A 23,368-nucleotide genomic window follows, 5' to 3' on the forward strand; every position below is an offset into this window, starting at 1 on the left:
TTATGCTATTATGCTGCTGTCAATTGCCTGATTATTCCAGGAAATATGTTTTACGTTTTTATTTGAATCGAAGAAGAAATCTATTCTGCCTAAAAGAAGACCTGCCCATCCAACCTGATTGACCAATACATTTTTACCTGCTCTGTTGGTAAAAGTTTGTGGTTCTGGTAGGAAAGTATGCGTATGTCCGCCTAAAATAATATCAATATTTTCTGTTTTGGCAGCTAAGATCTTATCACTGATTTTATTGGGTTCATCTTTGTAATCGTAGCCAATATGTGAAAGACAGATTACCAAATCACATTTTTGTTCGTTTTTCAGGAAGTTAGAATAATGCTGAGCTACTTCAACAGGATCTGAATACACTGTTTCTCCATATTGCTTTTTACCCACCAATCCGTCTAATTGAATTCCTACTCCGAAAAGACCAACCTTGATTCCGTTTTTGTTGAAAATTTTGTATTGAGAAGTCTTTCCATCAAGGACAGTATTCTTAAAATCATAATTTGAACAGATAAACGGAAATTTTGCATTAGGCAAAACCTTTAAAAATCCGTCTAAACCATTATCAAAATCATGATTTCCCATCGTTGAAGCATCGTACTTCATCATGGACATTAATTTAAACTCTAGTTCACCTCCGAAAAAGTTGAAATAAGGAGTTCCTTGAAAAATATCGCCTGAATCAAGAAGCAGTACATTGCTTTCCTGATTTCTGATTTGCTGAATTAAACTTGCTCTTCTTGCAAAACCGCCCTGATTGGGATTTTTGGTATAGCTTGTATCAAAAGGCTCTATTCTGCTGTGTTGATCATTGGTATGAAGAATAGTCAGTTTGTTTGCAGATTTTAAATCAAGAATATTTAATTCTTCCGCCATCATCATATTGGGAGCTAAAGCCATTGCTAAAGTTCCGCCACCTATTGCTTTTAAAAACTTTTTTCTATCCATTATTTCTTACCGATAAAATTTAAACGAACATCCGTATTGGGAACTACTTCAGGACTTTTTTTAAAATAATCAATAAATAAATCTCTTAATTTAATTCCTGTCGGGATAGATTCTCCTTTTGAGAAGAATTTCATGTTGTCTCCACCTAAAGCGAGATAATCAGACGTGGCAATATAATAATCCTGAGTTGGGTTTACAGTTTTTCCGTTGATTAAGCTTTTGGTTAATTGTCCGTTATTGGTTTCAATGTATAAATGAGAAACAGGATTGTTGACCTGAGTTTTTGCATAATAGTCAAAAAGCCCCTGCAAATCCGAACCTTTCATTTTTACAATAATCACTTCATTTTCGAAAGGCATTACTTCAAAAACACTTTTCAGGAGAATATCTCCTTTACCGATCGTTGTACGGATTCCTCCGATATTGATCAACGCTGCATCAACATTTTTTTGAAGATTTTTTTTCGCCCATTCATCAGCTCCATCGAATGTATAGTCTGCTAAAAGATTGCCCAAATTACTATTATCACCCTGCTTGGTAAGATCTACATTGGTGTGGGAGATTTTCTGATTCATCTCTTTATCCAATTTTAGCTTATAAGGTTCAATAATTTTTGCAAACTCCTCATCATTCTTTAGCTCATTATTAATAGAAATGTTTTTCTGGATTTTCACCTCCGAAAGCTGTATAGAAGAGGCCGAAGAAGCCGTCTTACAACCGGATAGCGTTGCCAAAGCAATTCCTAGTAATATGAATTTATTTTTCATAATATCTTTTAGTATATGCAAATATAATTATATGTATAATAAAACATTATTATTTATTATAAATTCTTAGTGTAAATGATTAAATTTGGCAAAAATAATTCTAACAGATGAGCATTTTAAAAGGAGTAGGTGTTGCATTGGTAACACCCTTTAATGAAGATTTATCCGTAGATTTCGATAGTTTAACAAAATTAGTTGATTACAACATCGAAAACGGAACCAATTATTTAGTTGTTTTGGGAACTACAGCCGAAGCTGCGACGCTTTCTGCTGATGAGAAGAAACAGGTTATTGAGCATATCATTAAGGTTAATAATAAACGCGTTCCTTTGGTTTTAGGAATTGGCGGTAATAATACTCTTGAAGTCAAGCAACAGATTGAAGAAGCAGATTTATCAGCATTTGAAGCGGTACTTTCTGTGTCTCCATATTATAACAAACCTAATCAGGAAGGACTTTATCAGCATTATAAAGCTCTTGCTTCTACAGGTAAAAATATCATTATTTATAACGTTCCTTCAAGAACAGGACAAAATATTGATGCGGAAACCACTTTACGTTTAGCAAAAGAGTTCCCGAATTTATTTTTGATTAAAGAAGCAGCTCCAAATATTCTTCAGTATTTCGATATTTTAAGAAAAAAGCCTGAAGGATTCAATTTAGTTTCAGGAGATGATGAATATACACTTCCTGTAACTTTAGCTGGTGGAAATGGAGTAATTTCTGTAATCGGACAAGCATATCCAAAAGAATTCTCTGCCATGGTTCAATTGGCTTTTGATAGAAAAGTTGATGAAGCTTATGAGATCCACAACAAATTAGTAGAAATTACAAGATTAATTTTTGCTGAAGGGAATCCGTGTGGTATTAAAGTTATTTTGGCAGAAATGGGGATTATCAAAAATTATTTGAGACTTCCATTGGTTGCTGCTTCAGAAGGTCTTCATACGAAGATTAAAGCTGAGATGGCAAATATTTAATATAATTTCAGTAACATTTTAAAGTTACTGCAAACATATAAGGGTGAAAGGTTTTATACTTTTCACCTTTTTTAATCAATAAATTTTAGCAATAATGAAACTTATAGAAGCAAACGAAAATGATATTCCTTTAATTCAGGACTTGGCGAGAAGATCATGGGAAAATGCTTATGCAGAGATTCTTTCTAACGAACAGATGGAATATATGTTATCCACTATGTATTCTGCAGAGGAAATTGGAAGCCATTTGCAACAGCCGAATTATCATTATTATTTAATTCAAGATGATGCTCATGGCTCTTATGAAGGATTTATAGGGTACGAAAACAGCTATGAAGAAAATACAACAAAACTTCACAGAATATATCTTGTTCCTGAAAGTAAAGGAAAAGGATTTGGAAAAGACGCTTTGCTATTTTTAAATGAGAAGACTGCCAAATATGGAGATAAAAGGATTGTTTTAAATGTAAATAAGAACAACTCTGCAAGAAATTTTTACGAATCTCAAGGCTATAAAGTATATGATGAGGGAGTTTTTGATATTGGAAACGGATTTTTTATGGACGATTTTTTAATGGAGTATATCGTAGAGAACTAAAAATTATATAACATTTTAGTATAATTCTATAATATGTGAATTTATTTATCTTGTCATATTTGCAAGTATCAAGTCGCTTATAAATAATATACATATACTTTGTTATTAGCATTTTTAGCTTTTTAGTAAGTATATTTTTTTTCATCCTTAGTGTTTAATTCCTGTGCTTAAATGTTGCAGGAATTTTTTTTGTTATTCTATATCACTTTTATTTGAAATAATGAGTATATTTACTCTTAAATATAAACACACTTAGATTAGGATGAAAATGTACGTTAAATTTGATTTCAATGCGCTCTGTAGGAAAGTGCTGGATGAAAAGTTGCAAGAATATGGAGTAAAATACCGAATGCTCGACTTTGGTGAAGTGGAGTTTTATGAAGATTTTACGCAAGAGCAACATCTTGTCTTTAAAAAAAGACTTCAGGATTATGGCATTGAAATTATCGAAAGTCAGAAAATAGCTTTAGTGCAGAAAATAAAAGATGCTATTGTAGAACTTGTGTTTTCACAAGATAATATTTCTGTGAAAGCTTCTATTTATATCGCTGAAAAACTAAATCATAGCTACGGATACTTATCGAATATGTTTTCAGAAATTACTTATACATCGATAGAAAACTTTATTATCATTCAAAAAATTGAATATGCTAAAGAGTTGATGATGAGTAATAAATATAGTTTAACTGAGATTTCGTTAAGGCTGAACTATTCAAGTGTGGCACATTTAAGCAGCCAGTTTAAAAATATTACAGGACTTACCCCTTCTTTGTTTTTAAAGATTATTGGAAAAAGAAAAAGTCTTAAGGAAAAAGAAAGGACACTAAGTATAAAAAATTTAGTATGAACAAAGAGTTTTTGAATGTTACATTGTTAGACTCTAGCGTCCATAGTCTTATTCTTTTAAAAAAAATATTTCAAGAGCATAGAATAAAGATAAGATGTACCGATTTTTATAGTGATGAAGACTTGAGCCAATATTTAAACAAAGCAGCGTTTGGAGTTCCTGATGTTATTTTTATAAATTATCAAGATATTCAGAATACAGATTTTCAGCTTATTCGGGAAAGAATAGATGACACAAGATATAGCTCTGCTATATTTGTTGTCTATTCAGGTAATTTAGATGATAACGAAATAGAAAATATTCTTATTTCCGGAGCTAACATATTTTTGAAAATGAATGAAGATTATGCTAAGTTAAAAAAAACAGTTTCAGAAATTATTACTATGATTTGGCAATATCAGACTTCTGGACTTAACAAAAGTAATTTTATTATGAAAATGGGTTAACCTTTTTTAATTATACAACGCATAATATTCACTTAAAGGTGATAATTATGTAAAAAAAAATTATAATGATGTAAATTTTTTATGTTGGGATATGGCAAATTTGTAATGGAAATTAATAACACAAATAAGCCATATAAAAAAACACACTGAAATTTATCTCTTGAATCTTAGATAAAACGTTAGTTAAACAAAATGAATGATTGGAGTTTCCAATTTAAGCGTAGAAGATCTTTAAATAAAACGGTACAATCATGAAAACTCAAAAGTTAAAAGAATTTTTCTCTTAACTCAAATAGTTGGTTTTTATAATAATATTTGGAAACTCTATTCATTTTGTTATTTATTTTGCCTTTCAATTTCTTCTTAATAACAGTTTTATAAAAGCCGTGGGAATTTTTTTTCCACGGCTTTTTTTATGAAATTTTACTCCATTTATTTTTTCCTCGGTAGTACTTCAGATAATAATTTTTGATCAACAAGTTATCGGATCGAGCAAGAAGAGGGTCAGTTTCCAGAATTTTATCGACCGTTTTTTTTGTCAGTTTTATAATTTGAGCATCTTCAACTAAGTCCAATCTTTTAAAATCTACAACACCGCTTTGCTGAGTTCCCAAAATATCTCCGGGACCACGAAGTTTCATGTCCACTTCAGAGATTTTGAAACCATCATTGGTTTCTGTCATGGTTTTAATGCGGGTTCTGCTGTCGGAAGACAATTTATCGGAAGTCATCAGAATACAATAACTTTGTTCCGCACCACGACCAACACGACCTCGCAATTGATGAAGCTGCGATAAGCCAAACCTTTCAGCACTTTCAATCACCATTACAGAAGCATTAGGAACATTTACACCGACTTCAATTACTGTAGTAGCAACCATAATTTCAGCTTTTCCTGAAGCAAAATAACTCATAGCTGCATCTTTTTCATCAGGTTTCATCTTTCCGTGAAGCATCGTGATATTGTACTTTGGGAAATTATCCATCACATTTTCTAATCCTACCATTAAGTTTTTATAATCTAATGTTTCAGACTCTTCAATTAGTGGATACACAAAATACACCTGTCGCCCTTTTTGAATTTCCTCTCTACAAAAATTGTAAACGTAAGCTCTGTCTTTTTCTCGTCTGTGAGCTGTTATAATTGGCTTTCTTCCCACCGGCATTTCATCGATTACAGAAACATCAAGATCAGAATAAAAGCTCATGGCAAGTGTCCTGGGAATAGGTGTTGCGGTCATTACCAGAATATGCGGCGGAATTTTATTTTTAGCCCAAAGCTTTGCCCGTTGTGCAACCCCGAATCTGTGCTGTTCATCAATAATAGCTAATCCAAGATTTTTAAATTTTACTTTGTCTTCCAAAATAGCATGAGTTCCCACTAAAATAGAAAGTTCTCCATTTTCAAGCTGTTCATGGATGATTTTTCTTTCAGATGCTTTGGTTGAACCGGTTAAAAGACGAACGTTTACGCCTGTATCAACAAGTAAATCTTTAATTCCATTATAATGCTGTTGAGCAAGAATTTCGGTAGGAGCCATCATACAGCTTTGAAAACCGTTGTCCATTGCAATAAGCATCGTCAATAAAGCGACCATAGTTTTTCCCGAACCTACATCACCCTGCAAAAGTCTGTTCATCTGGATCGGTTTTTTCATATCCTGACGAATTTCTTTCAGAACTCTTTTTTGTGCTCCCGTAAGTTCGAATGGAAGATTATTCTTATAAAAACCCGTGAAAAAATCTCCAACAATAGGAAAAGGATTTCCATGTGACTGGGTTTTATGATGAAGTTTTTTTAATGCATAACCCAACTGGAAGAAGAACGATTCTTCAAACTTTAATCTGTAATCGGCTTTTTCAAAATGTTCGATGTCTTTTGGAAAATGGATATTCAGATAAGTATGCTGTCTTGATAAAAACTTAAAATGTTTCATCATGTATTCAGGCATATTCTCTTCGATCAGATTGGGAATTTCTTTACAGATATTCTTTAAAACGGTTTGAAAGAATTTTTGATTTAATCCTCTTTTGGTAAGCTTTTCAGAACTTGGATAAATGGGTCTTAGACGATTGTCACTTTCTTTTTTTTCTTCAACCTCGATTTCCGGATGTGGCATCGAAAACTGATTATTAAAGACATTGATCTTTCCGAAAATATAAATTTCCTTATTGACAGGAATCTGCTCTTTCAGCCATTTAGAATACTGAAACCATACCAAATCCATAGATCCGGTATCATCATTGAATTTAGCCGAAAGTCTTTTTGTTTTTCCAGTCTGTACTTCTTGAATACTGGTGATTTTTCCTTTTAGCTGAACATCTGTATTGACATTATTAAGCTGAGAAACCTTATGAACTTTACTTTTATCCAAATAACGAAGAGGGTAGAAGTTCAAAAGATCTTCCACGGTGGAAACTCCTAACACATTTTTGATGAGTTTGGCTTTTTCAGAACCGATACCTTTTACATATTCTATGGAAGTTTCGAGATTCATTTTTTTGAGTTTCGAGATGTTATCCTCGATTTTTTGAATAGAAAAACAAAGGTTCGAATTTCGGTAAAATAAAAAAGACTTCCAAAAAAATTGAAAGTCTGTCTGATATTTTTTAAGATTAAATTCTAAAATGTTGAATTATGAATCACATTCCTCAAAATTCCAATTAATCTTTTATTTTAGATTTAAATTTTTTCTGATAATCTTCCCACTGTTCTCTCGAACGGATTTTTTTGAACATATCCTTAGAAATAAATTCTAAATAAGGTTCCAGCTCTTTAGCTGACAATTCACCTTGTAAAATGGTAATTGGGCCACCTTTCTCATCCAGGAATACCGTACTGGGAACAGCTCCTACATTCATATACTGGGTAAATTCATGTAAGGAATTTCTTCCTTTTTTTACCTCAGTATTGGGATTTGAAAATGTTCTGTCAAAAATTTCAATTGAGTTTTTTTCTTCTGCATTAAATTTTACGGGATAATAATTTTGATTGATAATATCAGCAATGATCTGATGCCCGTAGGTTTTTTTATCCATTATTTTGCATGGACCACACCAGTCAGCATAGAAGTCGATCAATATTTTTTTAGGATTCTCTTTCTGAGCTTTCAATGCCTCTTCAATGGTCATCCATTTTACCTGCGCAAAGTTGAAAGTCAACAAAAAAAGACAGATGATGCTTATAATTTTCTTCATGATTTGATATTTAAGTAAAAATAAGCATTTGCTTATTCCTATTTTACTTCCTGCATTAACTTTTTCACGAATGGGGAAATCAAAATTAATACCACTCCGGCAATTACCGCATATAATCCCAATTGTTTATATCCATCAGTATAAGTGATAAGAGCATCATAATTGGTAGAACCTTCTTTTGCGGTCGCTAAACCAGCTCCGATAATTCCGGCAACATATTGTCCGTAAGCCGAAGCCAGAAACCACATTCCCATCATCATTCCTTGAAGGTTTTTTGTGGAAAGTTTCGTCATAATAGATAATCCGATAGGAGAGAGGCAGAGTTCTCCTAAAGTAATCACTAACAAAGCAACGGTGAAGAAATTTAGAGAGGTGATCCCCTGAAGGTCTGCAAAAAGTCTTGTGGCAAATAAAATATAGTATCCTAATCCTAAGAAAATGAATCCCAGACCGAATTTAATGATGGTATTGGGCTCAATTTTTCTTTTGTTTAACCAAATCCAAAGTAATCCGATAAGCGGTGCAAGGAAAATAATGAAGAAAGCTCCTCCTGAATTATTTACTCCATTCGGATCTAAGCCAAGAAGATCTTTGTTCAGATTTTTCGCAGCGAAAATACTTAGTGAACCTCCACTTTGTTCGTAAATTCCCCAGAATAAAATTGAGAATAGAATGAAAACTAAAGCCGCCCAAAGTTTTTTACGTTCGGAAGGCGTTACTTTTGTCATTTCATAGAATAGATAGATCAATGTTAATGGTCCGATAGTCCACATGAAATAATCTGTGTATTCGGTTTTTGCAACCATGATCATAATAATCGGAACGAAGATTAATGATAAAACATAGGTTCCATATTCTTTCCATTTTGGAATCGGTGCAGATTTTACTTCATTGTTTGGATGTCCCGGTTGAAGCCCAATTGTTCCTAAACTTTTTTGTGTAAATACGAAATTGATTAAACTTATTACCATTACAATAGCTGCAAATCCGAATGCTAAGTGCCATCTTAATTCTTCAGGAATAATGCTGGCAAAAAGTTCTCCTTTTCCTATTGCAATACACAAATATCCTCCAAGCAAAGCTCCTAGATTAATTCCTGCATAGAAGAGTGAAAAACCGGCATCTGCTCTCGAATCGTTTGGTTTGTAAAGCTGTCCTACCATTGAAGAGATATTAGGCTTAAAGAAACCAGTTCCTACAACAGTAAATGCAATTCCCAGGAAGAAAAATTTGTGAGGATCTGCTGCCAGAATTAAACTTCCGACAATCATTAAAAGTCCGCCCCAGAAAAGAGATTTTCTGAAACCTAAGATTTTATCAGCGAAGAGTCCGCCAACAAAGGTAAAGGCGTAAACGAAAGCCTGTGTAGCTCCATATTGAAGGTTGGCTTCACTTTCATGAAAATCGAGTTGTGAGATCATAAAGAAAACCAACATTCCTCTCATTCCGTAGAAACAAAAACGTTCCCACATTTCAGAGAAGAAAAGGCTCCAGATTTGCTTAGGGTATTTTCCTTCGAAATTTTGTATTTCTTCTAGAGTTTTGCTCATAATAAGTATATGATTAATTTTTAATTAAGAAGTTCAATTCAATTGCTTAATTATTGAGATGATTTATCAATAATTATGGTTTTGATAAAGAACATACGAAAATAAAAAAAACCTCTGACTTAGCAGAGGTTTTAGTTGTATTTTATTGATGCAGATTAGTTGACACCGTGCATCATTTTCTTTAAGATTGGCGAAATTAAAGCTAAGATCACAGCCGCGATACCACACAATACTACGAATACCATGAAGAATTCGAATAAGTTGTGGATTTCAAATCCTACAAAAGTTGGATTTTCTAAAGGTAACTGAGCCTTTTCAAAAGCAGCAACCTGATCTGCATTTAATGTTACTTTTTTATCTAGAACATCCTGAAGATTTACTCCGATTTCCTGTGCTTTAGAGAATTTATCACCTGTTGCAGGAATCAATGCTCCTAATGAACCTGCCAATGCATAACCGGCAGCATTAGAAATAAAGAATACACCATATAATAAAGATGCAAATCTTTTTGGAGCTAATTTACCTACCAAAGATAAACCGATTGGAGATAAACAAAGCTCACCACACGTTTGGATGAAATATAATAACATTAACCATTTGATCGCTAATAATCCTGTATTTCCAAGATCTTTTACGTTGTGTGCGATGATGAAATAACTTAAAGCAATTAAAGCCAAACCAATTGCTTGTTTCATTGGAGAAACCGGCTCTTTTCCTTTTGCTCTTAATTTATCCCAACATAAACTGAAAGGAACAGCTAATAATACAACGAAAATACCGTTGAAGATCTGAACCATTGAAGGAGGCATATTCCATCCGAAGATGCTTCTGTCTGTTTGGTTATCTGCAATAAACGTTAATGAAGATCCTGCCTGTTCGAAGGCTGCCCAGAAGAAAATAATAAAGAATGATACGATATAGATTACCCAGATTCTTTGTTTTTCTATTTTATTTTCTGCAGAAGACATAATAAGGAATGCCAACGAAATACCGGCTGCATAAATGAAAGGATAAATAATACCTTTGATTAATTGCCCCATTTCTACCGCTTTGAATCCGAATTCTCCTACTAATAAGTATCTGAATACAAAGAAAAGAACGATGAAAATAAATCCTGTAATTCCTAAAGCTGCTCCAGAGAATTTTGCAGTTTGCGTTTCTCCTTCTTCAAAATCAGCACTTGTATTATGTTTTGGTAACCCTCCGATAGGTCTTCCTTCCGGTGTTACAACATATTTATTTTTAAGGATAAAGAATGTTACTGTTCCAATTACCATAGCAATTGAAGCCGCTAAGAATCCCCATTTGAAAGCAAAAATATCTCTTACTCCTGTAGTAGCATCTTTTACGTCTCCTACGTATGGACAGATAAACTGACCTAAAAATGCTCCGATGTTGATTCCCATATAGAAAATCGTGAAAGCAGAGTCTAATTTTGATTTTTCTTGTTTAGGATAAAGACTCCCCACCATTGAAGAAATATTCGGTTTGAAGAATCCGTTCCCGAAAATAATGATGAAAAGTGCCAACCACATGAACATTTTCGCACTATCAAGGCTTCCTGAGAAAGTTGAAGCACTGATGAAAAGTAAGAACTGGCCAATTGCCATTAATGAACCTCCAATTAGGATGGCATTTCTATTACCGATATATTTATCAGCAATGAACCCCCCTAAAAGTGGAGTAAGATAACATAAAGCTAAAAATCCACCATAAATGATCGCTGCATCTGCTTCTTTTATTAATAAGGAATTTACCATGAAGAGCGTTAAAAGAGCTCTCATTCCATAAAAGTTGAAACGCTCCCACATTTCCGTTCCAAAAAGTACCCATAATCCTTTAGGGTGTCTGGAACCTTTTCTTTCAACAAGTTCATCCGGTTTCGGACTTAATGCTTCAGTATTATCCATTTTTTATTGTTAATTTTTGTTAAGACTGACAAATATAGTTTTTTTTGTGTTTTCGGCAAGGTTTTAATTTTATATTTAAATAAAAAAGCCACAGAATAACTCTGCAGCTTTATTTTCTTTATTATAAAAAGGATTAATGCCCTTTTTCTTTCATAATTTTGTTTAATCTTTTTAACATAGACAGCCCTAAAAGTGTAGCAAATATCAATAAAGCGAAGTTTACAAGGAAATAATTCATCTTATTATCATAGTTATACCATGTACTCGCTAAAATTCCGGAAAGCTTGTTTCCAACTGAATTGGCCAGGAAAAATCCTCCCATCATCAAGGCTGTAATTCTCGCAGGAGACAATTTGGAAACGAAAGATAATCCCATCGGAGAAAGACATAATTCTCCAACGGTGATGACTCCGTAGCTCGCAACCAGCCACCAAGGTGAAACTTTTACAGCGCCATTATCTCCGGCCCAAACTGCCAAAACCATTACCAAACAAGATAATCCCGAAATGAAAAGTCCCAGGACGATTTTCGTTGGTGTTAAAGGCTCTTTTCCTTTTCTTCTCAATAAAGCCCAGAATGCAACAACAACAGGGGTCAAAGCAATTACCCAAAACGGATTGATGGATTGGAATAACTCAGTATTGTATAAATAAGTTTTTGTCTCTGGATTTTTCTCTAATTGGGCACGCTGTTCAGGAGAAATATTTTTAAAATAAACATCTTTTCCCTGTACTTTAATGGTGTTCCCATCTTTGTCTTTTTGCGATTGGAATTGGTCGTCGTAGACAGGAACCTCTTTATTTTCATAACTTTTTCCTTCCACCATATAAATTCCTTCCAATGGTTTTTCCAATGATGCCGGAACACTTCTGTCGGTATAATAATTTGCCCATCTTGTTAAAGCCGTTCCGTTTTGTTTGAACACTGCCCAGAAGAACATACTGATCAAAAATACTGAGAGTAAAGCTCCGATGGATGACTTTTCTTCGGGTTTTGCTTTAAAATAAAGAGATGCATAAAAGTAAATAACAGGAATACAAGCGAAAATAAAAGCATCCGTATTATCACTTCCAAAAATATTTCCTGGAATTACCCAACCGATTGCTCCAGCGATAATTGCAGGTAAGAAAACTTTAAGCATGATTTCAGAAAGCTTTGTATCGCCTTCCTGTACAGGTTTCATTTGAGCTGCGTGAATGTAATGCTTTCTACCGATTGTAAAAATCACCATACCAATTAACATCCCGACTCCGGCCGTGATGAACGCTTCACCCCAACCGAATTTATTTCGCATAAACGCAGCAATAATGTTGCAAATAAACGCTCCGATATTGATTCCCATGTAGAAAATATTGTATCCGGAATCTTTATTGGCTTTATAAGGCTCTTCGGAATATAGATTTCCAAGCAATGTGGAAATAGTAGGTTTAAAGAATCCGTTTCCGATAATAATCAAAGCCAGTGAGCTGTAAAACAGAGTCAGATCTTTGAAGACACCCATCCCGATATATCCGGCTGCCATTAGAACTCCTCCTAAATAAATGGATTTAATATAACCCAAAACTCTGTCTGCCAAAAAACCACCGATGAAAGGCGTCAAATAAGTTAAAGCGATATAAGTCCCGAAAATGTCGTCTGCAGTTTTGTCGGGAAGTCCAAGCCCCCCTTTTAAACCTGTCGGTTCAATTACATACAATACAAAAATTCCGAGAATTAAATAATACCCGAAACGCTCCCACATTTCAGTGAAGAAGAGGAAAGGCAACCCTTTAGGATGTTTAGTCTTCATAGTTGAAAATTTCAAATTTCCCAAAAATAGGTTTTTAATTTTAATTGATAAAATGAATTGAATTTTCGTGAAATGATTAATGAAATAAATATAAAAATCCCTCTCAGTACCGAGAGGGATTTTTTATGTATGCTTAAAATACAATACGTGTCATTCTGATGAAGGAAGAATTATAAGTTCTCCAAAATAAAATCAGTCATTTTCTGATACAATTGCGGTCTTGTTTGTCCACCGTAAATTCCGTGGTTTTTATCAGGATACGCCATGAATTCAAATTGCTTTTTGTTTTGAATCAAAGCTTCTGAGAATTCCATAGAATTTTGGAAATGTACATTATCATCGGCAGTTCCGTGGATTAACAAGAATTTTCCTTTTAAAAGATTGGCATATTCAGTAGGAGAGTTTTTGTCATATCCATCCGGATTTTCCTGTGGAGTTCTTAAGAATCTTTCTGTGTACACAGAATCATAATATCTCCAGTTAGTTACCGGTGCAACAGCGATTCCTGTTTTGAAAACATCTGCTCCTTTTGTCATAGCTAAACTGGCCATATAACCACCGAAGCTCCATCCGAAGATTCCGATTCTTGATTTATCGATATAAGATTGATTTCCGAACCATTTTGCAGCAGTAATCTGGTCTTCAATTTCATATTTTCCTAAATTCATATAAGTCACCTTTTTGAATTTAGCTCCTTTATAACCCGTTCCACGTCCGTCAACACAAGCTACGATATAGCCTTTTTGAGCTAACATTTCAAACCAGATTCCGTTTCCGTTGTCCCAAGAGTTCGCAACTTGCTGAGAACCCGGTCCAGAATACTGGAACATGAACAATGGATATTTTTTGTTTTTATCGAAGTTTTTAGGTTTAATGATCCACGCATTCATTTGATCTCCTGCTTCGTTTGGAATGGTGATGAATTCTTTTTCAACGAAATTATCCGTTTTTAACTTTTGAAGCTGAGCATCATTATTCTGAAGTTCTTTTACCACTTTACCGTTTCCGTCTTTAAGAACAAATGTGTATGGTTTTGCTGCAGTAGAAGAAGTTTCAATGAAGTAATTGTAGTTTTTACTGAAGTTGGCAGAGTTATTTCCTTCCGCATTTGAGATCAACTGGGTTTTTCCGTTTTCAATATTGACTTTAGAAACCACTTTGTTAATACTTCCTTTTTCTGTAGTCTGAACATAAATTTCTTTTGATTTTGGATTGTAACCATAGTAATCAGTTACCTCCCAATTTCCTTTTGTAACCTGTTTTTTCAGTTTTCCTTCCTGATCGTACCAATACAAGTGACGGTTTCCGTCTCTTTCAGATCCCCAAAGGAAACTGTTATCCTCTAAAAATTCTAACGTTACGTTATCTGTATCGATCCATTTTTCATCGGTCTCCGTGAAAAGTTTTTTTACGTCTCCTGTTTTTGTATTGACTTTTAAAATATCTGAAGCGTTTTGAGTTCTTTCAGAAGTAATCAATACAATTTCGTCAGCTTTTGCCGTCTGAATAACGTTTGGAATGTAGTAGTTTTTAAAGTTGTTCAAGTTTACTTTCGTTTTTTTACCGCTATCCAAAAGATAGATATGAGCAGAAACGACAGAGTTCTTTTCTCCGGCTTTAGGATATTTGTAACGCATTTCACTTGGGTAAAGCGTTTTTCCATAGATCGGAATATAAATTTCCGGAACATCTTCTTCAACAGATTCGACGAAGATAATAGCATTGGAGTTTTTTGTCCATTCATACAATCTTGCGTGTCCGAATTCCTCTTCGTAAACCCAATCAGCAAGACCATTTAATACTTTATTTTTAACCCCATTTTCTGTAACCTGCGTGATTTTCCCTGAATTTACATCTTGGTAAAAAATGTTATTATCAACAATGAAAGCCACTTTTGTTGCGTCCGGAGAGAATCTTGGCTCCTGAACAGGTTTTCCGTTGTTTAAAGAAATTGTTTTTCCAGATTTTAAATCTTTTACATCAAAGGTTCCTAAGAATGAATGTCTGTAAATCGGCTGACTTTCTTTTAATAATAAAATTTTAGATTCATCATCAGAAAACTCATAGCTTTCAAAATTTCCGTCTACAATGTTTCCTTCTTTTTGAGAAGTTTTATAAGAATATTTAGCAATTCCACCTTGTTCTATTACCAAATAGTTTTCACCGTTTTTCATAGAGGTGATTCCGGCAATGCCTTTTCCTCGGTAATATCCTGAGTATATTTTATCTAAAGTGATTTCTTGCGCTGATAAACTTTGAAATGCAGCAGCAATTGTAAGCGTGAGTAAGAATTTTTTCATTTCTAATTTTAAAGATTTCAAATATAATAATTTTATAAATGCTGAAAAAAGCAATTTAAAATAAAGCTTTTGGCAACAAAATTGAATGTAATGAATATATAATCAAATCAATAATAATTATGGAAACGAATGCATTTAACCAAAAACTGAACCGATATGTTTTAGAGAATCAAATTGTATATACAGGATTTTCCAGTTATGATGATGCTGCACAATGTGCACAGAAAAAAGGAGGAACGTTGGTGGAAGTAGGTTTTAAAGACGGAAACGATAATCCTGAGATTTGTCAGGAGGCAAATTTGATTGAAAAAAAACTTCATTATTATGTTGATGCGGGTGATGAATATAAATTCATTCATTCATCAGATCCAGGGTTCAGAAAATATGCAGATGAACTGCAAAAAATAAAAGCAAGTAATGATAAAACTAGCCCTGATGAAAGGTATTTTGCGAATTTTGAAATTGAGAATACGGAAGACCCGATTATTGTGTTAAAAAACAATCATTTAGAATCGGTGACCTCCAGAGAGCGTTCAAAGTATTTGAAGCATGCATGCGTTTATGAAATAGGGGTAGCCCTACCCAAATCTTAAAAAAAATTATAATGAGCAAGACAAAATATTCTGATAAAGCTCAAGATAAAGTAGGACAAGTAATGCACGAATTTAAGGCAGGAAAATTAAAATCTTCTTCCGGCGAAAAAGTGACCAACAGAAAGCAGGCAATCGCTATAGGAATTTCTGAAGCCAGAGAAGCAGGTTTGAAAGTGCCTCCAAAAAAGAAAAATTGATTAATACACAAAAACGAAATCGGTCTGAAGAAATTTTCAGACCGATTTTGTTATTTTATGATGAATGTTTTTCGCATTTCGTCAGTTCGAGTAATTTTCGAAATGAAATGAAGAAAATATATCGAGAACTTTTAAATTAAATAAACTTCTCGATACGATTTTTTTCAAAATCTACTCGAAGTGACGGGATGTTTTTAAACTAAATTTCTTCTGAAGAAATTACCCATTATAGTTGTAAAGCACTTTGTAATATTCATCCGCCATTCTATCACTATTGAACTGGTCTTTTACATCATTCATCGCATTGTGCTGAATTTTTCTCCACGCATTAGGTTTCTCATAATAAGTAGGAAGAATTTCGTTTTCAAGAATTTCATATAATTTGTTTAAATCATAATTATCCTGTTCATAAACACTCATATTCTGATAATCAGCTTTCGGTACTACAAATGAGTTTTCTCCATGTTTTGCAAACTCAGGAATCCATCCGTCATCTGTAGATAAATTGACAGAACCGTTCATTGCTGCGGTCATTCCTGAAGTTCCTGAAGCTTCTCTTGGAACTCTTGGATTGTTTAACCAAAGATCTGAACCTTGCTTTAAAGATTTACTTAATGACAATTCATAGCCTGTAAGAACGGCCATACTTTTATGATTCTTACTTTCTTCCACCAAAGAATTAAAGGTAGAAATTGCAGAATAATCCATTGGATAAGGTTTTCCCGCCCAAATGATCTGTACTGGATATTTAGGATGATTTAATAATTTGTACAATCTTTCTTTATCGTGTAAAAGCAAATCAGCACGTTTGTAACCAGCAAATCTTCTTGCCCAAACAATCGTGAAAATATTAGGGTTGAATAAATTTCCTGTCTGATCCGCTACAATTTTGAATAATCTTTTCTTCAAATGTTTTTTGCGATAGTCGAAAACCGTCTCATCATTTTCATCTTTTGAATTGTAAAGAGGTTTATCTGACCAGTATTTGAATTCTTGCGCATTCGTAATCGAGGTGATATCACAAATTCCCGGATATTTGCTCCACATAGCTCTGGAAACAACTCCGTGAAGTTTTGAAACTCCATTGGCAATTTTTGCCATTTTCAAAGCGCAAAGAGAATGGTTGAAACGGTCGTCATCAGCACCTTCTATTTTCTTCACTTCTTCCATGCTCAATCCTGAAAAATAAGACATGTCATAGCATAATTTCAGGTTGTGCTTCTCATTTCCTGCTTCTTCTGGAGTATGGGTGGTGAAAACCAGCTTTTCTTTTACTTTATTTAAATCTCCATTGTATTTTTTTAACAAATGGAACGCTGCAGGAAGTCCGTGAGCTTCATTAAGGTGATAAGTATCTCTTTCTATATTCATTTCATCCAATAATCTTGCTCCCCCTTTACCAAGAAGAATATATTGAGCTAGCTTTGTCGATTCATTAGCGTCATAAAGCTTGTGGCAAATCGTTTTTGAAAGATGATCGTTCTCCGGAACATCTGTTGATAGGAAAAACATAGGAGCCGTATTGAAAATTTCAGGATCCAGATACCAAACTTTTACCCAAACCGGAGCACTGTGAATTTCAATTTGAAATTTTATTCCTGTGTCTTCAAGAAAACTGTACATTTTTCTTGTCCATGTTGGTTGTAAAGACTGATCGTGGTTTCTTGCCTGATCATAATATCCGAATTTCCACAGAATACCGATGCCTATAAGATCCTGTTTCAAATTGTAAGCACTTCTCATGTGAGAACCGGCTAAAAATCCGAGACCTCCTGAGTATATTTTTAACACCTGCTCAATGGCAAATTCCATTGAAAAATAGGCTACTTTTTTAGAATATTGGGGATTGATGCTGTAGGGTATTTTAAAATTTTTAAAATCCATAAATCACAGTTTTATAATTGAAGTGGCAAAGGTATTAATTATGAAAATAAACTTTATGTTAATTATATGAGAATTTATTTTTTAAAGCACTTTTTGAATTGTTTTTTTGCTTACCTTTAAGTGTAAATTTTTGATAATCAAAACTTCATAGACTTAAATCGGAAGTTTTATGTGTTCCATAACAATAAAATAATAAGCACATGAAAAAGGCATTTTCTGATGAAGATTTAATTAAAAATCTGAGCTTATATTATCTGAATCGACATTTGAAAAAAAAGCCGATAGAGAAGTATCATCGTAAGATAGATGAGTCTCCGCTGCATGATCGCGAAAAATATAAAAAGAAAGCCGAGATTTTATTGCTGAATTCTTTTATGCACCATTTTCCGGAAGTCCAGTTTGAAAACCTTACCTGCGAAAGTCCAGACTTTATTGCTAAATTCAACGACAAAAAGATAGGAATAGAACTTACGGAAGTAATTAACCATCTTGAAATGAAAAAGGTTGAAAGCAGCTTAAATAAGATTTTCCGTCAGACAGAAATATTGTTAGAACAAGAAGACACTACGAAGTATCGTGGTGTTTATTTTTTAGAATTCTACCCAAACATTAAGTTGAATTCTCTGGAGTATCAGGAAGAAATTATTCAGAATATTTATAAAAGTATTAAAAAAGGTAAACCCTTTGGTGTGGTGAAAAGTATACGAAAATCTTTTCATCGCAGAAATGTTTTCATTACTCACGAATACAATATGAGCTTGTTTGATGAACTTTGCTCTGAGAAGATTTTAGAACTCATTGAAAAGAAAAACGAGAAATTTCCTTATTACGATAGCACAGTCGATGAATGTTGGTTGGTGATAGTTTCCGATATGAATTCTCTGGCTTCCCGTTATACTTTTATTCAGGATAAAGAACATTTAAATGAAGTGGAAAGTCCGTTTCATAAAATTTTTCACCTTGAAAATATGTGCGGTAATATTACGAGTATCAAGTAGTTTATGTTTATTTGTTTAGAATAAATATAATTATTTTGATATTTTGTGATTAAATATTTTGATATTATTGTCTTTTGTTATTGTTAATTTAAAATTGCTATATTTGAAGTAAGTTAAAAAATTAATAACCAATTGATAATGAAAAAAACTCTACTATTATTTCTTTTATTATTATCACAAGCTTATTTTTCTCAGGCAGATTGTTCCACAGCATTGTCTGTTTGTGGAAACTCAAGTATTACTTACAGCCCTACAGGAATAGGTTCGGTTAATGAAACTTTAGGAGGTTGTTTAACAACCGGCGAACATAATTCAATATGGTATAAACTTACTATTGCTACCAGCGGAACACTTACTTTTGATTTGGTTCCGACTGATCCGGGAGCAGATTATGACTGGGCAATTTATGGACCTAATGCTTCTTGTGGAAATTTAGGATCTCCAATTCGTTGTAATGCAGCTACTGTAATTGGGGTAGGTGCATCTACAGGTTTAAATATGACCAGTACAATTACCAGTGCTGCAGGAGGTTCTCCTACGCCTTACTGTATGTATATGAACGTTGTAGCCGGACAAACTTATTATCTGTATATAGATAACTGGGTAGGAGCAGGAAGTACTACGGTTGCTCCGTTTTCTTTAACTTGGGGTGGAACGGCTACTTTGGCTTCTCCTTTTACCGATCCGACTTTGCAGCTACAGCCATTTACTCCTCCGGGAACTCCAGCAGCAAATCCAAATGATCCGAGAGAAATTTTAATTTGTGCAAGTCCTGCTATTTTTGATTTCAGTACATTAACTGCAGGAATTCTTAATGGAAATCCTAATTTTGTGATAACATATCATACGTCTCAAAATGATGCTCTTTCCGGAGCGAATCCTATTTTGGCTCCTCAATTGGTGTATACTACGATGACTTATTATTATAGTATCCATTATTTAGATCCTGCAAATCCTAATAATCCAATCAACTTCTGTAGGCAGACTGGCGTATTTAAGTTTAAAATAGGTGGAATAACAGGTAATAATGTTACCTTATATGCATGTAATAATTATAAATCGGGGAAAGGAACATTTAATTTGACAACTGCTAATGTTTTCAGTGGATCGAATGTGACGATTAAATATTATCAGACAATGGCTGATTTGAACGCCGGAACATCACCGATTACTAATCCTAATCAGTACTTATCGGCAGAAGGTGTGGTGTATGCATCGATAAAAACTTCACAGGGATGTTCTACTGTAGCAGTAATTACACTCAAATTTTATCCGGAAGTGATTGTGAATGATGCTTCTTTAAGGGCTTGCGCATCAGAAGATAATCCTAAAATGGCTTATTTTAATCTGACAACCGTATCAGTAACCACACAGACAGGTATTACTAAAAAATATTATGCTTCTGTAGCTAACGCAATTAATGGAACCAATGAAATACTGACTCCTTTAGCGTATATTTCAGCAGAAGGTGCGGCATATGTAAAAGTAACAGATGGGAATGGTTGTTATGGGATTGCTAAAATAACATTGTCGATAATTCCGGCAGTTTATTCATCCGTTTTAAAAGATAAAACGATTTGTATTGAAGATAAAACAACTCTTGATGCTGGATCTGGATTTGACGGATATGAATGGAGTACAGGAGAAACTACACAGTCAATTGCTAATGTAAGTGTTGGAGTTTATTGGGTAAAACTGAAAAAAGGAGAATGTATTGCCACACAAACAGTGAGAGTACGTGCTTCCGAAGAACCGGTGGTGGTAAGTGTTGACATTTCTACGACTACAGTTACGATAAATGTTACAGGAGGTACGTCACCATATAAATATTCGATGGATAAAATTAACTGGCAGGATTCCAATATCTTTACCAATGTGAAGAGAGGTGATCATACCATCTATGTAAAAGACGCTTATAACTGTGAACCTGTAGATGTTGCTATTGTTGTTCCGAATTTAATTAATGCTATTACTCCAAATGGGGACGGAATCAATGATGTAATTGATTATTCCGCATTGGCAAGCAAACAAAATTTGGTATTTAATATTTATGACAGGTACGGAAATAAAATTTTCCAGGCAGATAAGTTTAATAATTATAAATGGGATGGTACTTCATCAAATAAAGCTGTACCAACAGGAAATTACTGGTATTCTATAACATGGAATGAACCGAGTAAACAGAATACACCTATCAAATATACAGGATGGGTATTGGTGAAAAATAGAGAATAATTAAATTGAAAATAGAATAAAACCGTCATGAAAATGGCGGTTTTTTATTTGTAAAATCTTTAAATTAGTTATTCAAATTAATGCTTATGAAAGATCTATTCATAAAACGTTTTGAGTATTATAAAATGCTTGGTGACAAATCATTTGAACAACTTTCTGATGAGCAGGTTTTCTGGCAGTTCAATGAAGAAAGTAATTCAATAGCGGTGATTGTAAAGCATATTGCTGGGAATATGCTGTCAAGATGGACGAATTTCTTGATAGAAGACGGCGAAAAATCCTGGAGAAACCGAGATGAAGAATTTGTAAATACTTTTAAAACAAAAGATGAAGTCTTAGAATATTGGGAGAAAGGTTGGGAATGTTTATTTAATGCATTGAGTCAAATAAATGATAAAAATTTAAATTCAACAATTTACATAAGAGGTGAAGCACATTCAGTGGTAGACGCTGTTTTCCGTCAGTTGGCGCATTATCCTTATCATATCGGGCAGATCGTCTATATTTCTAAAATGATGAAAAATGATAACTGGAAGACACTTTCTATTGCCAGAAACAAGTCTCAGGAATTTAATACTGACATGAAAAATAAATTTCCCGAAAATGATTTTAATTCCAATTCTTCGCCCGTTTGCTATCAAAATAGTCCCGAAGTAAGAGATGAATTTAAGCAATAGATTGAATCAATTTAAAAATCATATTAAAATTACTATCTTTGCATCCACAAAAATCAGGAGTACATAAATGTCAACTTTTCAAAGAACTGCCGCATTTCACACCCTTGGCTGCAAATTAAATTTTGCGGAAACATCTACTATTGCCCGTCAATTAACAGATGCAGGGTATGATAAGGTGGGTTTCGATGATAAGGCAAATATTTATGTAATCAATACATGCTCAGTAACAGAAAATGCTGATCGTGAATGTAAACTTCACGTGAAAAGAGCTATGAAAGCCAATCCTGAAGGCTTAGTAGTCATTGTTGGATGTTATGCGCAATTGAAACCTGAGGAAATTTCACAGATTGAAGGCGTTGATTTGGTTTTAGGAGCGAAAGAAAAATTCAATATCTTAAGCTATCTTGACGATTTAGAAAAATCTGAAAGCGAAGGTATTGTTCATTCTTGCGAAATTGAAGAAACAGATTTCTTTATCGGAAGTTATTCAATAGGTGACAGAACCAGAGCTTTCCTGAAAGTTCAGGATGGTTGTGATTATAAATGTACATACTGTACAATTCCTTTAGCAAGAGGGATTTCTCGTTCCGATACTATTGAAAACGTATTGAGAAATGCCAAGGAAATTGCTGCAAAAGACATCAAAGAAATTGTTCTTACAGGTGTAAATATCGGTGATTATGGTAAAGGTGAATTTGGAAACAAAAGACACGAACATACTTTTTTAGATTTAATTTCAGAATTAGACCAGGTTGAAGGAATCGAAAGAATCCGTATTTCTTCTATCGAACCCAATCTTCTGAAAGACGAAAGTATAGAGTTGGTTTCAAAAAGTAAAAGTTTTGTTCCGCATTTTCATATTCCGTTACAATCGGGAAGTGATGATTTATTGAAAAAAATGAAGCGTCGTTATTTGACGAAGCTTTATAATGATAGAGTAAACAAAATTCATGAGGTAATGCCTCATGCTGCTATTGGTGTAGATGTAATCGTTGGTTTTCCTGGAGAAACTGAGGAGAGATTTATGGAAACCTATAATTTCCTTAATGAACTTCCGATCACCTATTTACATGTATTTACTTATTCTGAAAGAGAAAATACTGAGGCGGTAGGAATGGAAGGAGTAGTTCCGATTCCTGAAAGAAAAAAACGTAATAAAATGCTTAGAATCTTATCTGAAAAGAAAAAGATGGCATTCTATCAAACCCAACTGGGGAAAACGCTTCCGGTTCTTTGGGAGCATGAAAATAAAGATGGAAAAATGTTTGGCTTCACAGAAAATTATGTGAGAGTCCAGAAAGATTTTGATCAAGCTTCTGTAAATCAAATCGAATTCTTGAATTTAGAAAAAATCCTGTCAGATGGCACGGTTTCTGTGCAATCTTCTTACGAAAGTTTTTTAGCAAAAGCATAGTCTCTTTGCAAAATTTCTACTAAATTTATTTTTA

19 protein-coding genes are annotated in these 23,368 nt (G+C 33.8%); 10 read left to right on the plus strand and 9 right to left on the minus strand.

Going from position 1 to position 23,368, the window contains the following annotated elements:
- Nucleotides 1–951, minus strand: coding sequence for a bifunctional metallophosphatase/5'-nucleotidase (locus RM51_RS14300; protein ID WP_039370935.1), 951 nt, complete (start codon nucleotides 949–951; stop codon nucleotides 1–3).
- Nucleotides 951–1,718, minus strand: a complete 768-nt coding sequence (locus RM51_RS14305; RefSeq protein ID WP_039370939.1) for a 5'-nucleotidase C-terminal domain-containing protein — start codon at nucleotides 1,716–1,718, stop codon at nucleotides 951–953. Before RM51_RS14305 ends, RM51_RS14300 begins: the two co-directional genes overlap by 1 nt.
- A 107-nt stretch (nucleotides 1,719–1,825) precedes the next feature.
- On the opposite strand from RM51_RS14305, the gene dapA reads away from it, so the two are divergent.
- The 4 genes from dapA to RM51_RS14325 all read left to right on the plus strand — a co-directional run bounded on the left by dapA (nucleotide 1,826) and on the right by RM51_RS14325 (nucleotide 4,589).
- Nucleotides 1,826–2,698, plus strand: coding sequence for a 4-hydroxy-tetrahydrodipicolinate synthase (gene dapA / locus RM51_RS14310; RefSeq protein ID WP_039370942.1), 873 nt, complete (start codon nucleotides 1,826–1,828; stop codon nucleotides 2,696–2,698).
- Nucleotides 2,699–2,792: 94 nt separating this feature from the next.
- Nucleotides 2,793–3,296: a GNAT family N-acetyltransferase gene (locus RM51_RS14315; RefSeq protein WP_052248516.1), complete on the plus strand. Its 504-nt coding sequence runs from the start codon at nucleotides 2,793–2,795 to the stop codon at nucleotides 3,294–3,296.
- Between the two features lie 262 nt (nucleotides 3,297–3,558).
- Nucleotides 3,559–4,143, plus strand: a complete 585-nt coding sequence (locus tag RM51_RS14320) for a helix-turn-helix domain-containing protein (protein ID WP_039370943.1) — start codon at nucleotides 3,559–3,561, stop codon at nucleotides 4,141–4,143.
- Nucleotides 4,140–4,589: a hypothetical protein gene (locus tag RM51_RS14325; RefSeq protein ID WP_039370946.1), complete on the plus strand. Its 450-nt coding sequence runs from the start codon at nucleotides 4,140–4,142 to the stop codon at nucleotides 4,587–4,589. The genes RM51_RS14320 and RM51_RS14325 overlap by 4 nt, the downstream gene beginning before the upstream one ends.
- Before the next feature lie 413 nt (nucleotides 4,590–5,002).
- On the opposite strand, the gene recG is transcribed toward RM51_RS14325, so the two are convergent.
- The 6 genes from recG to RM51_RS14355 form a co-directional block, all read right to left on the minus strand.
- Nucleotides 5,003–7,087 carry an ATP-dependent DNA helicase RecG gene (gene recG, locus RM51_RS14330; RefSeq protein WP_039370949.1) on the minus strand — a complete coding sequence of 695 codons (2,085 nt, stop codon included), beginning with the start codon at nucleotides 7,085–7,087 and terminating at the stop codon, nucleotides 5,003–5,005.
- A 166-nt stretch (nucleotides 7,088–7,253) separates the two neighbouring features.
- The gene (locus tag RM51_RS14335) at nucleotides 7,254–7,787 is read right to left on the minus strand and encodes a thioredoxin family protein (RefSeq protein WP_039370952.1); all 534 of its coding nucleotides are present in this window, start codon (nucleotides 7,785–7,787) and stop codon (nucleotides 7,254–7,256) included.
- Nucleotides 7,788–7,825: 38 nt separating this feature from the next.
- Nucleotides 7,826–9,337 (minus strand): peptide MFS transporter, encoded by a 1,512-nt coding sequence (locus tag RM51_RS14340; RefSeq protein ID WP_039370954.1) that lies wholly within the window; start codon nucleotides 9,335–9,337, stop codon nucleotides 7,826–7,828.
- A gap of 155 nt (nucleotides 9,338–9,492) precedes the next feature.
- Nucleotides 9,493–11,247: a peptide MFS transporter gene (locus tag RM51_RS14345; RefSeq protein WP_039370956.1), complete on the minus strand. Its 1,755-nt coding sequence runs from the start codon at nucleotides 11,245–11,247 to the stop codon at nucleotides 9,493–9,495.
- 133 nt (nucleotides 11,248–11,380) lie between these two features.
- Nucleotides 11,381–13,036 (minus strand): peptide MFS transporter, encoded by a 1,656-nt coding sequence (locus RM51_RS14350; protein WP_039370959.1) that lies wholly within the window; start codon nucleotides 13,034–13,036, stop codon nucleotides 11,381–11,383.
- Between the two features lie 170 nt (nucleotides 13,037–13,206).
- On the minus strand, nucleotides 13,207–15,336 hold the full coding sequence (locus RM51_RS14355; protein WP_039370960.1) for a S9 family peptidase: 2,130 nt from the start codon (nucleotides 15,334–15,336) through the stop codon (nucleotides 13,207–13,209).
- Between the two features lie 119 nt (nucleotides 15,337–15,455).
- On the opposite strand from RM51_RS14355, the gene RM51_RS14360 reads away from it, so the two are divergent.
- Nucleotides 15,456–15,929, plus strand: coding sequence for a hypothetical protein (locus RM51_RS14360; protein WP_039370963.1), 474 nt, complete (start codon nucleotides 15,456–15,458; stop codon nucleotides 15,927–15,929).
- An 11-nt stretch (nucleotides 15,930–15,940) separates the two neighbouring features.
- The gene (locus tag RM51_RS14365) at nucleotides 15,941–16,126 is read left to right on the plus strand and encodes a DUF6496 domain-containing protein (protein ID WP_039370965.1); all 186 of its coding nucleotides are present in this window, start codon (nucleotides 15,941–15,943) and stop codon (nucleotides 16,124–16,126) included.
- A gap of 219 nt (nucleotides 16,127–16,345) precedes the next feature.
- Here RM51_RS14365 and glgP read toward each other — a convergent pair whose 3' ends face one another.
- The gene (glgP, locus tag RM51_RS14370; protein ID WP_039370976.1) at nucleotides 16,346–18,010 is read right to left on the minus strand and encodes an alpha-glucan family phosphorylase; all 1,665 of its coding nucleotides are present in this window, start codon (nucleotides 18,008–18,010) and stop codon (nucleotides 16,346–16,348) included.
- Nucleotides 18,011–18,210: 200 nt separating this feature from the next.
- On the opposite strand from glgP, the gene RM51_RS14375 reads away from it, so the two are divergent.
- From RM51_RS14375 to mtaB, 4 genes are all read left to right on the plus strand, one after another.
- Nucleotides 18,211–19,008 carry a hypothetical protein gene (locus tag RM51_RS14375; RefSeq protein ID WP_039370979.1) on the plus strand — a complete coding sequence of 266 codons (798 nt, stop codon included), beginning with the start codon at nucleotides 18,211–18,213 and terminating at the stop codon, nucleotides 19,006–19,008.
- A gap of 138 nt (nucleotides 19,009–19,146) precedes the next feature.
- Nucleotides 19,147–21,243, plus strand: coding sequence for a T9SS type B sorting domain-containing protein (locus tag RM51_RS14380; protein ID WP_039370982.1), 2,097 nt, complete (start codon nucleotides 19,147–19,149; stop codon nucleotides 21,241–21,243).
- A gap of 86 nt (nucleotides 21,244–21,329) precedes the next feature.
- Complete coding sequence (locus RM51_RS14385; RefSeq protein WP_039371115.1) at nucleotides 21,330–21,920, plus strand: DUF1572 domain-containing protein; 591 nt, start codon at nucleotides 21,330–21,332, stop codon at nucleotides 21,918–21,920.
- Between the two features lie 67 nt (nucleotides 21,921–21,987).
- A complete protein-coding gene (gene mtaB / locus RM51_RS14390) occupies nucleotides 21,988–23,334 on the plus strand; it encodes a tRNA (N(6)-L-threonylcarbamoyladenosine(37)-C(2))-methylthiotransferase MtaB (RefSeq protein WP_039370985.1) in 1,347 nt (448 codons plus the stop codon).
- Nucleotides 23,335–23,368: the final 34 nt, after the last annotated feature.

This window comes from Chryseobacterium taiwanense (assembly GCF_000813825.1).
Classification (GTDB): Bacteria; Bacteroidota; Bacteroidia; order Flavobacteriales; family Weeksellaceae; genus Chryseobacterium; species Chryseobacterium taiwanense.

Excerpts from the sequence above, each read along its gene's own strand:
- RM51_RS14300 (WP_039370935.1), bottom strand. The coding sequence starts at position 951 with ATGGATAGAAAAAAGTTTTTAAAAGCAATAGGTGGCGGAACTTTAGCA.
- RM51_RS14305 (WP_039370939.1), bottom strand. The coding sequence starts at position 1,718 with ATGAAAAATAAATTCATATTACTAGGAATTGCTTTGGCAACGCTATCC.
- dapA (WP_039370942.1), top strand. The coding sequence starts at position 1,826 with ATGAGCATTTTAAAAGGAGTAGGTGTTGCATTGGTAACACCCTTTAAT.
- RM51_RS14315 (WP_052248516.1), top strand. The coding sequence starts at position 2,793 with ATGAAACTTATAGAAGCAAACGAAAATGATATTCCTTTAATTCAGGAC.
- RM51_RS14320 (WP_039370943.1), top strand. The coding sequence starts at position 3,559 with ATGAAAATGTACGTTAAATTTGATTTCAATGCGCTCTGTAGGAAAGTG.
- RM51_RS14325 (WP_039370946.1), top strand. The coding sequence starts at position 4,140 with ATGAACAAAGAGTTTTTGAATGTTACATTGTTAGACTCTAGCGTCCAT.
- recG (WP_039370949.1), bottom strand. The coding sequence starts at position 7,087 with ATGAATCTCGAAACTTCCATAGAATATGTAAAAGGTATCGGTTCTGAA.
- RM51_RS14335 (WP_039370952.1), bottom strand. The coding sequence starts at position 7,787 with ATGAAGAAAATTATAAGCATCATCTGTCTTTTTTTGTTGACTTTCAAC.
- RM51_RS14340 (WP_039370954.1), bottom strand. The coding sequence starts at position 9,337 with ATGAGCAAAACTCTAGAAGAAATACAAAATTTCGAAGGAAAATACCCT.
- RM51_RS14345 (WP_039370956.1), bottom strand. The coding sequence starts at position 11,247 with ATGGATAATACTGAAGCATTAAGTCCGAAACCGGATGAACTTGTTGAA.
- RM51_RS14350 (WP_039370959.1), bottom strand. The coding sequence starts at position 13,036 with ATGAAGACTAAACATCCTAAAGGGTTGCCTTTCCTCTTCTTCACTGAA.
- RM51_RS14355 (WP_039370960.1), bottom strand. The coding sequence starts at position 15,336 with ATGAAAAAATTCTTACTCACGCTTACAATTGCTGCTGCATTTCAAAGT.
- RM51_RS14360 (WP_039370963.1), top strand. The coding sequence starts at position 15,456 with ATGGAAACGAATGCATTTAACCAAAAACTGAACCGATATGTTTTAGAG.
- RM51_RS14365 (WP_039370965.1), top strand. The coding sequence starts at position 15,941 with ATGAGCAAGACAAAATATTCTGATAAAGCTCAAGATAAAGTAGGACAA.
- glgP (WP_039370976.1), bottom strand. The coding sequence starts at position 18,010 with ATGGATTTTAAAAATTTTAAAATACCCTACAGCATCAATCCCCAATAT.
- RM51_RS14375 (WP_039370979.1), top strand. The coding sequence starts at position 18,211 with ATGAAAAAGGCATTTTCTGATGAAGATTTAATTAAAAATCTGAGCTTA.
- RM51_RS14380 (WP_039370982.1), top strand. The coding sequence starts at position 19,147 with ATGAAAAAAACTCTACTATTATTTCTTTTATTATTATCACAAGCTTAT.
- RM51_RS14385 (WP_039371115.1), top strand. The coding sequence starts at position 21,330 with ATGAAAGATCTATTCATAAAACGTTTTGAGTATTATAAAATGCTTGGT.
- mtaB (WP_039370985.1), top strand. The coding sequence starts at position 21,988 with ATGTCAACTTTTCAAAGAACTGCCGCATTTCACACCCTTGGCTGCAAA.